18 protein-coding genes are annotated in these 12,102 nt (G+C 64.7%); 9 read left to right on the forward strand and 9 right to left on the reverse strand.

Features of this window, described 5'->3' with window-relative positions:
- Positions 1–57 precede the first annotated feature (57 nt).
- Together WDM24_RS28185 and WDM24_RS28190 are read left to right on the forward strand one after the other, a co-directional pair.
- Positions 58–207 (forward strand): hypothetical protein, encoded by a 150-nt coding sequence (locus WDM24_RS28185; RefSeq protein WP_338828089.1) that lies wholly within the window; start codon positions 58–60, stop codon positions 205–207.
- On the forward strand, positions 204–413 hold the full coding sequence (locus WDM24_RS28190; protein WP_338828090.1) for a ClpXP protease specificity-enhancing factor SspB: 210 nt from the start codon (positions 204–206) through the stop codon (positions 411–413). Before WDM24_RS28185 ends, WDM24_RS28190 begins: the two co-directional genes overlap by 4 nt.
- A 36-nt stretch (positions 414–449) precedes the next feature.
- Here the strand turns inward: WDM24_RS28190 and WDM24_RS28195 are convergent, their stop codons facing one another.
- Together WDM24_RS28195 and WDM24_RS28200 are read right to left on the reverse strand one after the other, a co-directional pair.
- On the reverse strand, positions 450–1,235 hold the full coding sequence (locus WDM24_RS28195; RefSeq protein WP_338828092.1) for a 2-keto-4-pentenoate hydratase: 786 nt from the start codon (positions 1,233–1,235) through the stop codon (positions 450–452).
- A gap of 108 nt (positions 1,236–1,343) precedes the next feature.
- On the reverse strand, positions 1,344–2,372 hold the full coding sequence (locus tag WDM24_RS28200) for an aldehyde reductase (protein WP_338828094.1): 1,029 nt from the start codon (positions 2,370–2,372) through the stop codon (positions 1,344–1,346).
- A 112-nt stretch (positions 2,373–2,484) separates the two neighbouring features.
- Between WDM24_RS28200 and WDM24_RS28205 the strand changes: the two genes are divergently transcribed.
- The gene (locus WDM24_RS28205; RefSeq protein ID WP_338828095.1) at positions 2,485–2,895 is read left to right on the forward strand and encodes a helix-turn-helix domain-containing protein; all 411 of its coding nucleotides are present in this window, start codon (positions 2,485–2,487) and stop codon (positions 2,893–2,895) included.
- Positions 2,896–3,099: 204 nt separating this feature from the next.
- Here WDM24_RS28205 and WDM24_RS28210 read toward each other — a convergent pair whose 3' ends face one another.
- The 3 genes from WDM24_RS28210 to WDM24_RS28220 form a co-directional block, all read right to left on the reverse strand.
- Positions 3,100–3,906 carry a phytanoyl-CoA dioxygenase gene (locus WDM24_RS28210; RefSeq protein WP_166305991.1) on the reverse strand — a complete coding sequence of 269 codons (807 nt, stop codon included), beginning with the start codon at positions 3,904–3,906 and terminating at the stop codon, positions 3,100–3,102.
- 237 nt (positions 3,907–4,143) lie between these two features.
- Positions 4,144–4,509: an RNA polymerase-binding protein DksA gene (gene dksA, locus WDM24_RS28215; protein ID WP_170991616.1), complete on the reverse strand. Its 366-nt coding sequence runs from the start codon at positions 4,507–4,509 to the stop codon at positions 4,144–4,146.
- A 234-nt stretch (positions 4,510–4,743) separates the two neighbouring features.
- Positions 4,744–5,355 carry an NAD(P)-dependent oxidoreductase gene (locus WDM24_RS28220; RefSeq protein ID WP_166305988.1) on the reverse strand — a complete coding sequence of 204 codons (612 nt, stop codon included), beginning with the start codon at positions 5,353–5,355 and terminating at the stop codon, positions 4,744–4,746.
- A gap of 103 nt (positions 5,356–5,458) precedes the next feature.
- Between WDM24_RS28220 and WDM24_RS28225 the strand changes: the two genes are divergently transcribed.
- Positions 5,459–5,845, forward strand: coding sequence for a winged helix-turn-helix transcriptional regulator (locus tag WDM24_RS28225; RefSeq protein ID WP_029085377.1), 387 nt, complete (start codon positions 5,459–5,461; stop codon positions 5,843–5,845).
- Between the two features lie 58 nt (positions 5,846–5,903).
- On the opposite strand, the gene WDM24_RS28230 is transcribed toward WDM24_RS28225, so the two are convergent.
- Complete coding sequence (locus WDM24_RS28230; RefSeq protein WP_029085376.1) at positions 5,904–6,317, reverse strand: flagellar assembly protein FliX; 414 nt, start codon at positions 6,315–6,317, stop codon at positions 5,904–5,906.
- Positions 6,318–6,581: 264 nt separating this feature from the next.
- Here WDM24_RS28230 and WDM24_RS28235 point away from each other — a divergent pair, with 264 nt between their 5' ends.
- The 4 genes from WDM24_RS28235 (at position 6,582) to WDM24_RS28250 (ending at position 9,129) form a co-directional block, all read left to right on the forward strand.
- Positions 6,582–7,706: a flagellar basal body P-ring protein FlgI gene (locus WDM24_RS28235; RefSeq protein ID WP_166305982.1), complete on the forward strand. Its 1,125-nt coding sequence runs from the start codon at positions 6,582–6,584 to the stop codon at positions 7,704–7,706.
- Positions 7,706–8,062 carry a flagellar assembly peptidoglycan hydrolase FlgJ gene (flgJ, locus tag WDM24_RS28240; protein WP_166207321.1) on the forward strand — a complete coding sequence of 119 codons (357 nt, stop codon included), beginning with the start codon at positions 7,706–7,708 and terminating at the stop codon, positions 8,060–8,062. The genes WDM24_RS28235 and flgJ overlap by 1 nt, the downstream gene beginning before the upstream one ends.
- Before the next feature lie 22 nt (positions 8,063–8,084).
- A complete protein-coding gene (locus WDM24_RS28245) occupies positions 8,085–8,582 on the forward strand; it encodes a hypothetical protein (RefSeq protein WP_166305979.1) in 498 nt (165 codons plus the stop codon).
- Positions 8,583–8,742: 160 nt separating this feature from the next.
- A complete protein-coding gene (locus WDM24_RS28250; protein WP_166207326.1) occupies positions 8,743–9,129 on the forward strand; it encodes a hypothetical protein in 387 nt (128 codons plus the stop codon).
- A gap of 18 nt (positions 9,130–9,147) precedes the next feature.
- Here the strand turns inward: WDM24_RS28250 and WDM24_RS28255 are convergent, their stop codons facing one another.
- The 3 genes from WDM24_RS28255 to WDM24_RS28265 all read right to left on the reverse strand — a co-directional run bounded on the left by WDM24_RS28255 (position 9,148) and on the right by WDM24_RS28265 (position 11,283).
- On the reverse strand, positions 9,148–9,513 hold the full coding sequence (locus WDM24_RS28255; protein WP_029085371.1) for a hypothetical protein: 366 nt from the start codon (positions 9,511–9,513) through the stop codon (positions 9,148–9,150).
- A gap of 24 nt (positions 9,514–9,537) precedes the next feature.
- Entirely contained in the window at positions 9,538–9,903 is a 366-nt protein-coding gene (gene flaF, locus WDM24_RS28260) for a flagellar biosynthesis regulator FlaF (protein ID WP_029085370.1), read from the reverse strand.
- A 204-nt stretch (positions 9,904–10,107) separates the two neighbouring features.
- Positions 10,108–11,283: a flagellin gene (locus WDM24_RS28265; protein WP_338828100.1), complete on the reverse strand. Its 1,176-nt coding sequence runs from the start codon at positions 11,281–11,283 to the stop codon at positions 10,108–10,110.
- 363 nt (positions 11,284–11,646) lie between these two features.
- Between WDM24_RS28265 and flbT the strand changes: the two genes are divergently transcribed.
- Positions 11,647–12,078 (forward strand): flagellar biosynthesis repressor FlbT, encoded by a 432-nt coding sequence (gene flbT / locus WDM24_RS28270; RefSeq protein ID WP_338828102.1) that lies wholly within the window; start codon positions 11,647–11,649, stop codon positions 12,076–12,078.
- Positions 12,079–12,102 lie beyond the last annotated feature (24 nt).

The following is a 12,102-nucleotide window of genomic DNA, read 5'->3' on the forward strand; positions in this document are numbered from 1 at the left end:
AGGATTGGGCCCCGAAGGATTGGGCAGCGAAGGATCGGGTGCGGAAGGATTGCTTTGGTGCTGCTGCTGGCGGCCTCGTTCACCAGGCGCGCCGGCGCCGAACCCTGCAACACCGCGCCGAAGCGGGTCGAGATGGCCGCATCGCTCCGCCATGCCGCGGAGGACCGGCCGGTCAACATCACCTTCGCAACCAGGCCGATGGCGTGAAACTGCCTGCCGCCGTGATCGAGCAATACCCCGAGGAGATCACGATCATCCTGCAACACGAGTTCGATCGCCTGGTGGTGAAGGATGACGGCTTCGAGGTCGGGGTCTGGTTCAAGCGCAAATATGCGCGGCTGACCGTGCCGTTCGAGGCGGTCAGGGCCGTGTGGGACGGTTCGGTTCAGACATGTGCGAGCGGTCACCCCTAGGGAATGGCGACCATTCGACATGGCGAGCATGGCAAGTCAGGTGAACGTCGCTTCCACCTTGCCGAGCCCCTCGAGCTCCATCACGACCGCATCGCCGGCCTTCAGCCATATTGTCTTGACCAGGCTGCCGGTCAGCACGATCTGCCCGGCATGCAGGCCGCGGCCTTCGGCGGCGAGATGATTGGCGAGCCAGGCGAGCGCATTGTGGGGATGGCCGAGCACGTCGGCGCCGGTGCCGCGCCCCTCCTCCTTGCCGTTGAGGAGCGCGCGTCCGGTGACCTTGCGCAGATCGGGCACGGTGATGCGCGGCACCGCCTCGCCGAGCACGCAGCCGGCCGCGAAGAAGTCGTCGGCGATCAGCGTCGGCGCGCCCAGCGTCTCCCATTTGACGTAGCGGTCGTCGACGATCTCGATCGCCGGATAATAGGCCTCGATCGCCTCCGCGACCCATTCGGCGGTGAACGGCGCTTCGCCGGGAGCGAGACTGCGCGCGAGCCGCACCGCGATCTCGCACTCGACGCCGACATGGACGAAATCGGCCGCCGGCAGCTGCACGCCGCTGTCATGCACGACCTTCTCGAACACCCCGCCGCCGCAGGGATGCGGGATGTTGATGTATTCCTGCATCACCGCACTGGTGCAGCCGATCTTGTAGCCGACCAGGCTGCCGACCTGTTCCAGCAGCAAATCGTGCAGCGCGCGCTGCACCTCGTAGCCTTCGGCCTCGTCGCGCGGCACGACGTCCTTGGCGAGCGCCTTCAGCGGCGCGCGATTGCGGCGCGCGGCGGCGATCGCCTTTGCGGCCGCGACGACCCGGTCCATCTGCGCAGCCTCCCTGATGTTCTCGGCGGCGCCGTGGCGCCCCTGTCTGCTCACAGCAATTCAGCACTCGCCGACGCATCTGGCAAGCATGCTGGACGTGAGCTGCCGTCAGGCCTTGACCAAACCGAGCCTGATCAGGCTCTCGGCGGTCGCCACAATCATCTCCTCATTGCCGCGCGGGCGCCAGCCGAGCATGTTCTGCGCCTTGGCGCTGGTGGAACGCCGCACCTTGCCCAGCAGCGGCAGAGTGGCGCGGGCCAACGGGTTGCGCCGTGCGGCGAGCCGTATCAGCCAATCCGGCGCCTGGAACCGGGGCACACGCCGCGCCTTGCTGCCGAGTTTTTCGCGCAGCAGGCGGGCAACGGCAAGCACCGAGAGGGCCTCGCCGGCGACCGCCAGGAAGCGCTCGCCCCTGGCCTTGGGCGAGGTCATGGCGCGTAGATGCAGGTCGGCGACATCGCGCACGTCGACGAGCCCGAAATGGATCCGCGGCACCGCCGGCATCGCGCCGTCGAGCAGCGCCTTGATGATGCCGATCGACTCGGAGAAGTCGGGCCCCAGCGCCGGGCCGAACACCGCGGTGGGATTGACCACGGCAAGCTCGAGGCCATTGCCTTCGCGTGCGATGAAATCCCAGGCGGCGCGCTCGGCCAGCGTCTTCGATTTGGGATAGGCCTGCACGTCGCCGCCATCGAGATTGGACCAGACGGTCTCGTCGAACGGCGCCGTTTGCGGCGGATGGCCATAGCCGATCGCGGCGAACGACGATGTGATGACGACACGCTTGACGCCAGCCTCGCGCGCCGCGCGCAACACCCGCAACGTTCCTTCACGCGCCGGAACGATCAGCTCGTTCTCGTCCTCAGGCACGTGGGCGCCGAGCGGCGATGCGACATGGAGCACGTAATCGCAACCCCTGACCGCCTCGCGCCAGCCGTCGTCGCGCAAGAGATCTGCGGTGACGAAACCGACCTGGTCGGGCGTATCAGCACCGCCCTCGCGCAGCATCGCGATGACGTCCTTGCTGCGATCCGGATTGCGCAGCGTGGTGCGCACCGCGTGCCCGGCGGCAAGCAGCTGCAGAATCGTATGCGCGCCGATGAAGCCCGTTCCGCCCGTGACCAAAACCGTGCTCATGCCCTCGCCTCTCCATGGTTCAGCGGGTCCGGACGTCGCGCCGCCCACCCTGCACAGACCGCATCTGGTCACTATCTCTGTTCGGGCAAGTAGAATGAAAATCGAGACCGGTATGGAAAACAATACCAGCGATCTGTGTGACGGCAGTGACTGCGAGAGTTGCCCGACCGACCCCGCGTTGCTGCTCGAGTTCAAGCACGCGATCCACGCGCTCAGCGGCAAGTGGAAGCTCGAGATCCTGTTCACGCTGATGAATGGCGGCGTGCGGTTCGGCGCGCTGCGCCGCGCGCTCGCGCCGATCACCCAGCATATGCTGACCGCGCAGCTGCGCGAGCTCGAGCGCGACGGGCTGATCGCGCGCAAGGTGCTCATCGAGAAGCCGCTGCAGGTCGCCTACGAGCTGACGGATTCGGCCTGGAGCCTGACGCCGGCCTTCCGCGAATTGCTGGCGTGGTCGAAGATCTTCGTCGCCCGACGAAGCGCCGTAGCAGGCGAGACGCAGCTTGGAGTTGGAATTGGCTGAGTGAGGACCGATTGCATCGGCACCGGGACTCGGCCCCCTCTCCCGCTTGCGGGGGAGGGTTGGGGTGGGGGTATCACCACGAGTCGTATTGCGGAGAGAGCCCCCACCCGGATCGCATCTAACGATGCGATCCGACCTCCCCCGCAAGCGGGAGAGGTGGAGCCAGCGCGTGGCGCGGCCGCTTCACCAAACGGCCATCGCACTTCACCCCATGCCGAGCGCACGCCGGATCGCGATCTCGACCGGCGAGTAGGCGCCGTCGTCACGCTCGAGCCGGTATGGCTCGCCACTGCCGAGCGCCGGCTGGGCCATGAAGCGCGGCCTCGTTCCTCGATGCATCTGCGCGGCGTGCACGAGGAAGGGATGGCAGAGATAGACCGTCCCCGCCGCGCCCGTCGCGAGTGCGACCTCGCAATCGGCGCCCATCTCGTCGAGCACCATGCGCGCACGTCCTGCCTCGCCCGCCGGCGCAAGATAGCGCGCGATCGGCAGGTGCGATCCGACCCTGATCCGGGTCGGCGCGTCGGGCTCGCCGACATCGGAGAACAGGAACAGCATCAGCAGCGCCCGGCCGCGCGAGACGATGTTGACCCGCCAGGCGGAGAAGTCGCTGCGTTCGTTCGGGTCGCAATCGTCGCCGGGAAAACTGACATCGATATGCCAGCCGGCATCGCCGGGATCGTCCGGATGCGGAAACCGCACCGGAAAGGTCCCGATGTTGTGGCGCGGAGACCAGCGGCCGAGGCCGGCAATCTGGTCGAACGCCCGATACAGCACCGGCGTGTTGATCGCCTGCCGGAACGGTTCCTCGCCATAGCCGGGCAGCCGCACCACCGGATGCGTCCAGGTCGAGGGATCGTGCTCGCTGCACGGCAGGTCGCGCCACATGATGGCGCGTCCGGCATCGGCGAGTTCGCGGGGAAAGGCGTTGTCGATCCGGACAAAGCCCTGTTCGATGAATTGCTCAATCTGCGCGCCGTCAAGCGCACGCGCGTCGTCTCGATGAATCATGACTGTCTCTCAAACTGTCGCCAGCCATCGCTGCTCCGCGATGCGCGGAACCTGACCGGCTCATTCGGTTCACTGGAACCCGGCCAAGCAGATCTTGCCGGGGCGATCAGCGCTTCCTCGTGGAAGCGGGATCAACCCAGGAAGAAGACCGAGGCGATGTTGAGAGTACGTGTCATCATGGCGGCGCGAACCTACAACCGGTGCGCACCGGGATCAATCCGTGGCGATCAGCCGCCACTATTCGTCGCGATAGACCTTCTCGCGCTTCTCGTGGCGTTCCTGCGCCTCCACCGACAGCGTCGCGATCGGGCGGGCTTCGAGCCGCTTCAACGAGATCGGCTCGCCGGTCTCTTCGCAATAGCCGTAGGTGTTGTCTTCGATGCGCTGGAGCGCCGCGTCGATCTTGGAGATCAGCTTGCGCTGACGGTCGCGGGCACGAAGTTCGATCGCGCGGTCAGTTTCCGAGGACGCTCGGTCCGCGAGGTCGGGGTGATTGACGTTCTCTTCCTGCAACGTCTGCAGCGTGACCTTCGATTCGCGGAGGATCTCATCCTTCCAGGCCAGCAGCTTGGCGCGGAAATAATCGCGCTGCCGCTCATTCATGAAAGGCTCTTTTTCAGTCGGCCGGTAGTTCTTCAGCTTTTCCAAAGGCAGCCATGTCCCTGTCAGGCGGAGGGAACAAAACCCCTCCGCGCGGCGCCTTATATAGCCACGACATGTGACAGACAATATCTGCAACCAGGAAAGGCGGGCTGCCCCCAAGGCCTTGCACAGGCAAACTTATCCGCCCTGCCTGGGGGCCGCCCTGCGCCGTCTCTTGCGCCCTCTCCCGGCCCTTCAATAACCGACCGTGAAACGCCTGCGGATATGGGCCGGGCGCTCGATTTCGTCGGCGAGTGCAACTGCGAAATCCTCGAACGAGATCCAGCTTTTTCCGTCCGTGGCGGTCAGAAGCTGGTCGGTGCCGAGGCGGAACTTGCCGGTCCGCTCGCCCGCCACGAACAGGGCGGAAGGCGACAGAAAGGTCCAGTTCAGGTCCTTTTCCTGGCGCAGCAGGTCGAGGAACTCGGCCCCCTTCGAGGCTTCGGCCTTGTACTGGGCCGGGAAGTTCGGGGTGGTCACCAGGCGGACGCCGGGGGCCACTTCGAGGCTGCCGGCGCCGCCGACCACCAGATAGCGGCCGGTCCCGGACGCCTTGGCCGCCCCGATCAGCTTGGCGGGGTCGCTGACCGAGAAATGGACGGAACTGATCGCGGCATCGTGGCCGGCCCACAGCGCGGCCAGGGCGGCCTCGTCATTCACGTCACCCTTCTTGGCGGTGACACCGGGCAGATCGGCGATCTTCTCGGGGTTGCGGGCGATGGCGGTGACGGCGTGGCCGCGGCGGGCGAGTTCCGCCGTGATGCGCGACCCGGCCTGGCCGGACGCGCCGGCGATGGCGATCTTCATCTCAAGTCTCCGATTGATGGTTTCCAATGGTGACTAGATAGCGAAATGGATGTAGGTGTGAAGAAGGCACTCTTGTCTCACCTGATTACGCCGGAGTAACCCGATGAAAGCCGCCAGCCTGAAGCCGGACGCCTATGCCGCCAATTGCCCGACGCGCCAGATCCTCGACCGGGTCGGCGACAAATGGGCGGTGCTGATCCTGCTATTGCTGCGCAGCGAGCCGATGCGATTCAACCAGCTCCGCCGCGCCATCGAGGGCATCTCGCAGAAGATGCTGTCGCAAGTGCTGAAAAGCCTGGAGCGCGATGGGCTATTGCGCCGCCGTGCGATCGCCACCGTTCCGGTCACCGTGGAATATTCGATCACGCCGCTCGGATCGACGCTCGCCGAAGCGGTCGATCCGCTACGCGATTGGGCCGAACAGAATCTGAAGGAAGTGCTGGCCGCGCAACGCCGCTACGATACGCAGCGCAAGGCACTGGCGGCCTGAAGCACTGGCGGACTTGAGACGTCAGTTGCGCAAGACAGATGAGTTGATCGGGAGGAGCCTAGTACTGCCCGGCCTTGGCGAGCTCGACCTCGACGCGCAGCTCGATCTCGCCGAGCACGGCATCGAGGCCGGGATCGCCGGAGGATTCCTTCAGGTTCGCCGCCGCGCTGCGCAGCTGGCTCACGGTGGAGGGATCGAAATTGCCGGACAGCAGTCCGAGCTTGAGCGCGTCGAGCACGTCGAGCGCCCCCTTGCCGCGGGCCACCGAGCGCTTGCGGCGTTCGGTCGGGTCTTCGACGCCCTGCAGCGCGAGCAGCGCATCGAGGCTGGCGGCGGCCTTCGGTGCCGCGGTGGAGCGGACCTCCTCCTGCGCGGTCGTCGCGTCCGGCAGCGAGAAGCCGCTCGACGAGGTCCGCCGCGTGGAACTGGTCGACGTGCCAAGCGTGGTGCCGTTCGGTCCGTAGATGCGCATCGTGGTGATCCCGCAGGCCTGAATGCCGCGAGCATCGCCGTTTTATGGTTAACGCTGCGTAAACGACCCGGCAATTTCTGCCGCCACACGGCAGTTTCGCGCGCCCTGGCGAACCGGTGGCGAATGGCCATCCGACAATTTCTATAAATATATCAACACATTGCCCCGCCAAAGCGATGTGGCACGCCACTCGCATGGTTAATGGCGGATCGCCGTCATGGGAGTGTCGCGTGATCCGCGAGTTAGGTCTGAGGGGAGTTTGGGATGCCCGGCATCCGGATCGCACGTTTATTCGGGATGGCCTGCGCCGCGCTGCTGGCGCTGGCGGCGTCCGCCGGGCCTGTGGCCGCAACGTCGCGGATCAAGGATCTCGCCAATATCGAGGGCGTGCGCCAGAACCAGCTGATCGGCTACGGCCTCGTGGTCGGCCTCAACGGCACCGGCGACACGCTGAACAACATCCCCTTCACCAAGCAGTCGCTGCAGGCGATGCTCGAGCGCATGGGCGTCAACATCCGCGGCGCCACCATCCGCACCGGCAACGTCGCCGCCGTGATGGTGACCGGCAATCTGCCGGCGTTCGGCACCCAGGGCACGCGCATGGACGTCACCGTCTCCGCGCTCGGCGATGCCAAGAACCTGCAGGGCGGAACCCTGCTCGTCACCCCCCTGCTCGGCGCCGATGGCAATGTCTATGCGGTGGCACAGGGATCGGTCGCGGTCGCCGGCTTCGCGGCCGAAGGCGCCGCCGCCAGCGTCGTCCGGGGCGTGCCGACCGTCGGCCGGATCGCCAACGGCGCCATTATCGAGCGCGAGATCGAGTTCGCGCTCAATCGCCTGCCTAACGTGCGGCTCGCGCTGCGCAATGCCGACTTCACCACCGCCAAGCGGATTGCCGCCGCGGTCAACGACTATCTCGGCGTCAAGACCGCCGAGCCGATCGATCCCTCCACCGTGCAGCTTTCGATCCCGCCGGAGTTCAAGGGCAACGTCGTCGCCTTCCTGACCGAGATCGAGCAGTTGCAGGTCGATCCCGACCTCGCGGCCAAGATCGTGATCGACGAGCGCTCCGGCATCATCGTGATGGGCCGCGACGTACGGGTCGCCACCGTCGCCGTGGCGCAAGGCAATCTCACCGTCTCAATCTCCGAGAGCCCGCAAGTCAGCCAGCCCAATCCACTGTCGCGCGGCCGAACCGTGGTGACACCGCGCACCAGCGTCGGCGTCAGCGAGGATGGCAAGAAATTCGCGGTCGTCAGGGACGGCGTCTCGCTGCAGCAGCTCGTCGACGGCCTCAACGGCCTCGGCATCGGGCCACGCGACCTCATCAGCATCCTGCAGGCGATCAAGGCCGCCGGCGCGATCGAAGCAGATATCGAGTTGATGTGATGGCGAGCCTGATCAACAGCACCACGGGCAGCATGCCGAACAAGGCGCTGATGCCGATGTTCAACGGCCGCCCCGATCCCGTGCTGCAGGACGCGATGAAGAAGGTCTCGCCGCAGCAGATCACTAAGGCGAAGGCGACCGCGACCGATTTCGAATCGATGTTCCTCAATTCGATGTTCTCGCAGATGACGACTGGCCTGAAAGGCGACGGCCCGTACGGCGACACGGTCGGCACCGGCGCGTGGCGGTCGATGCTGACCGACGAATATTCGAAGAACTTCGCCAAGGCCGGCGGCGTCGGCATTTCCAACGAGGTGTTCCGCTCGCTGATCCTGCAGCAGGCGAACAAGAGCTGATACGGTCCCAAGGAGAAGCGCGATGAACCAGCGTCCACCGCAGCGGCCAGCGCCCGCCCCCGCCGCGCGTCCCGCGACGTCGACGCCTCCGGACGTCGCACGGCTCGCCAACGAGCTGACGGAAGTGATGAGCGGCCTGCTCGCCGTCATCGAGCAGGAGACCGAATTCGTCCGCGCCGGCAAAATCCGGGAAGGCATGCGGCTCGAGGCGCAGAAATCCGATCTGTCGCGGCGCTACATGCTCGCGGTGGAGCATCTGAAATCGATGCAGAAGATGCTGACACAGACCGACCCCGAACTGCTCGCGACGCTGCGGCGTCATCACGAGACGTTCCGCGCTATGCTGCAAGTCAACTTGACGGTGCTTGCGACTGCGCACGCCGTCTCCGAAGGGATCGTGCGCGGCGTCAATGCCGAGGTGCAGCGCCGCAACATTCCGAACACCTATACCGCAAGCGGACAGCGCGCCACGCCGGGCCCGCGCAACATGACGCCGATCGCGGTCAGCCGCACGCTGTGACGCGCGTGCTTGCAATTTAGCTCAATTCGACGCGGTCGCGGCAGCGCGGCATTCAGCGTGTTTTCTAACACCGTATTGAGAGGTTCCCCGTAGAGTTGCGGATCGTGAGGGGTTGGGATTTGACTCAAGCAAACTAGTGCCTGTGCACTACGAGGCTGCCATGAGTACAGATTTCAACATCAAGCCGGTGGGGGCACCGGTCGCGGCGCCGATGATCACTCCCGTGAGCGATGCGGCGCAGAAGGCGGTCAAGACCGAACTGCCGGCGAGCCAGAGCGTCACCGCTCCGGAGCCGAGCGTGCGCGTCACGATCGACCCCAACGCCGTCAACGCGTCGATTTCAAATCAGGCGCCGTCGGTCACCGACCAGGTCATCATCGACCGCGACGCGCGCGCCGTGGTCTACCAGGTGGTCGACAATCGCACCAACCTGGTGGTGAGGCAGTTTCCGGAAGAAGCCGTATTGCGACGCCGCGCCTATTTCCACGCGCTCGATCTCAGCAAGGATGCGCCGACGCGGGCGCGCGCGACCGACCGCCGCGCATAAGCGCAGACGAACGCCCCGTCAGGTCTGCTGGGTGGCGTAGGCCTTGTCGAGATAGGTCGATCCGGTCGCCGGGTCGGTGACGACATTGGCGATCAGCGCCGTCCCCTGCTGCACCAGCGAGAACTTGGTATCGCCGATCCTGAAGGCACCGTCCTTGATCAGCACGTCCTGGTACTTGCTGGTGCCATCGCTCTGATAGTGGACCTTGGCGCGGAAGCCATCGACGTTCGACACCGAGATGTTGAACGACTTGTTGTTGGCGTATTTGCCGCTCCAGCTGCCCTCATAGAGGTTCGGATCGACGGCCACATAGGGCGTCTTCGACGGCACCGTCAGGCCGGCGGCCTTGTAGTTGGCGGACAGGATGCTCAACACGTCGGCCATGCCGAGGGCTCCGCTGCCGGTCGATCAGCCGCGGCCCGACAGGCCGGCGGCGATGTTGCAGTTGATGTCGATCAGCGACTTCAGCTTCGCCGGGTCTGGATTCATCTGTATGTCGATGGTCTGCTTCATCACGAACACGCTGATGTTGGCAATGTTCTGACGCACCTCGAGCGGCTGCGGATTGTCGTCGCCCTCTGCCGCGCTGAGGAAGATCGACCACAGCCGGCGGTTGAACAGCAACGCGTGATCGAGCGCCTTGTCGAGCCCGTTCCAATTCGCCTGGACTTCCTGCAACTGCCGGGCCGCCTTCAGGAGCGCCTGCGCCTCGATTTCACGTGGGGACGCCGTCGTCGTGGACGTACGAGCGTAGGCCTGGGCTGCATTCGACATTCAATGACCTCGATGGGATGCGGATTTCTCGAGCCGCGGAGACGCAATTCTAGCGCCCGATATTTATGCATCGGCCGCCTTTAAATATGGTTAGCAGGCGTTACGAACTGCGTCGTTCTGACGGCATAGACAGATACCGTAATATCCCGGAGACAAAAGAAAACGGCGGGGTTTCCCCCGCCGTTCCCAGACTGCTTGTCGCGCTTAGCGGAGCAGCTGCAGCACGCTCTGCTGGCTCTGGTTGGCGAGCGCCAGCGCGGAGACCGCGATCGACTGGCGGGTCGACAGCGCCTGGCTGTTGGCCGCTTCCTCATTGGTGTCGGCCAGCGTCAGATTCGACGAACCGGTCTGCAGCACGTTGATCAGGTTCTTCGAGAAGTCCTGACGGATCTGCACGATCGACAGGTTCGAGCCCAGCGTCGAGGCTTCGCTGCGCAACGAGGAGCTCGCCGTGCCCAGCGCCGTCAGCACCTTGTTCGCCGAGTTGTTGTCGAGGAAGTCGGTGCCCGCGGTCAGCGAGTTCAGGCCGAGGCCGGCGGCATTGAAGGTGACGCCGGTGATGGCCAGCGTGGACTTGCCGGTCTCGTTGAAGGTCAGCTTCAGGCTGTCGCCGTTCAACAGGTTGATGCCGTTGAACGACGCGTCCTGCGCCGTGGTCGTGATCTGCGCGATGGTGTTGTTGTACTGCGTCACCAGGGCGGCGCGCGCCGACTGCGAGGCCGAGTCGGCAACCGGAGCCGTGCCGGCGGCGCTGAACGTCGCGGTGCCGCCGCCGGTGTTGGTGAAGGTCACCGCACCGATCGTCGAGGACGCCGCGTCATTGGTCGTGGAGATGACGAGCTTGTTGGAGCTGTCGAGCGTCGCCGTCAGGTTGCTGGCCGCCAGCGACGAGTTCAGCTGCGCGAGCGAGTTGCTGGCCCCGAAGGTGAAGGTGAAGGCGGGCTGGCCGGCCGACGCCGCGATCGACAGCACGTCGCCGCTCTTGATGGTGGTGCCGTCGACGAGGTTGGCGGAGGTGCCGCCGAGCGCCGCGGTGGAGGTGACCTGCGACCTGGTGGTGTAGCCCGTCGGGCTCTGCAGCACCTGGTTGGCGATCGACTTCGCGGTATCGACCAGCTTCTGCAGCGAGGTGATGCCGGTGTTGGCAGCCTGCAGCACCTGCACACCGTTGCCGATGCCGTCGAGCAGGTTGTTGATGTCGCTGGCACGGTTGTCGAGCGACTGCGCGGTGAAGAAGTTGGTCGGGTTGTCGAGCGCCGTATTGACCTTCTTGCCGGTGGCAAGACGGTTCTGCGTGGTGGAGAGCAGATCGGCGGTGGACTGGAGGGAGAGGAGGTTCTGACGAACGGAGGAGGAGAGAATGATATCGGACATTTTCATACCTTTCTGGTGTGAAACTGAGGAAAAGCCCGCGCCAATCCTTTCTGATCGGGCGGATGAGCCGATCCTGCGGTCAAGCCGCCAAGGAAAAAGAAATCTTCAACACGGCATTTGAGACGAATGCCGAAGAATAAAATTGTCGCTATTGGGCGAAGTTCGCTGCGAAAACTACTGAGACAATTGCCGATTCCGGACGAGCGGCAACACCCGCGCCCGCCCTTTGTTTACGAAGCATTAACCATCATGGGAAAGGATCGCTGTCGCATCGGCACCTAGCCGCATCGGCGGCTGCTAAGCAGTGCCGAACACAATTTCGTTCCGCTAGCGACGACATCGCGCGACTGCCGGCAAAGGAGAACGGTCATGGCCCTGAAGGTCGAACTGAAACCGAACGAGCGCATCATCGTCGGCAATTGCGTGATCACCAACACCGATCAGCGGGCCCGCCTCTTGATCGACGGCGACCGGATCCCGATCCTGCGCCAGAAGGATATCCTGACGCCCGAGACCGCAGACACGCCGGCGAAGCTGATCTATCTCGCCGTGCAGCTGATGTACCTGTCGCCGGACCCGATGGCGCACCACCCGACCTATTTCAGCCTGGTGCGCGACATCATCACCGCGATGCCGAGCGCCTGGCCGTTCATCGAAAGCGTCAACAATTTCATCCTCAACGGCGATCTCTATCACGCGCTGAAGGAATCCAAGAAACTGATCGCACATGAGGAGAAGCTGCTGGAAAGCGCGCGCAGTCAGCAAAACGCCAACCAGGACGACACCCGCAAGAGCGCGTAGAGCATGATCAGGAAAAGTGCGAAG

It is taken from the genome of Bradyrhizobium sp. 27S5 (genome assembly GCF_037217225.1).
GTDB lineage: Bacteria > Pseudomonadota > Alphaproteobacteria > Rhizobiales > Xanthobacteraceae > Bradyrhizobium > Bradyrhizobium septentrionale.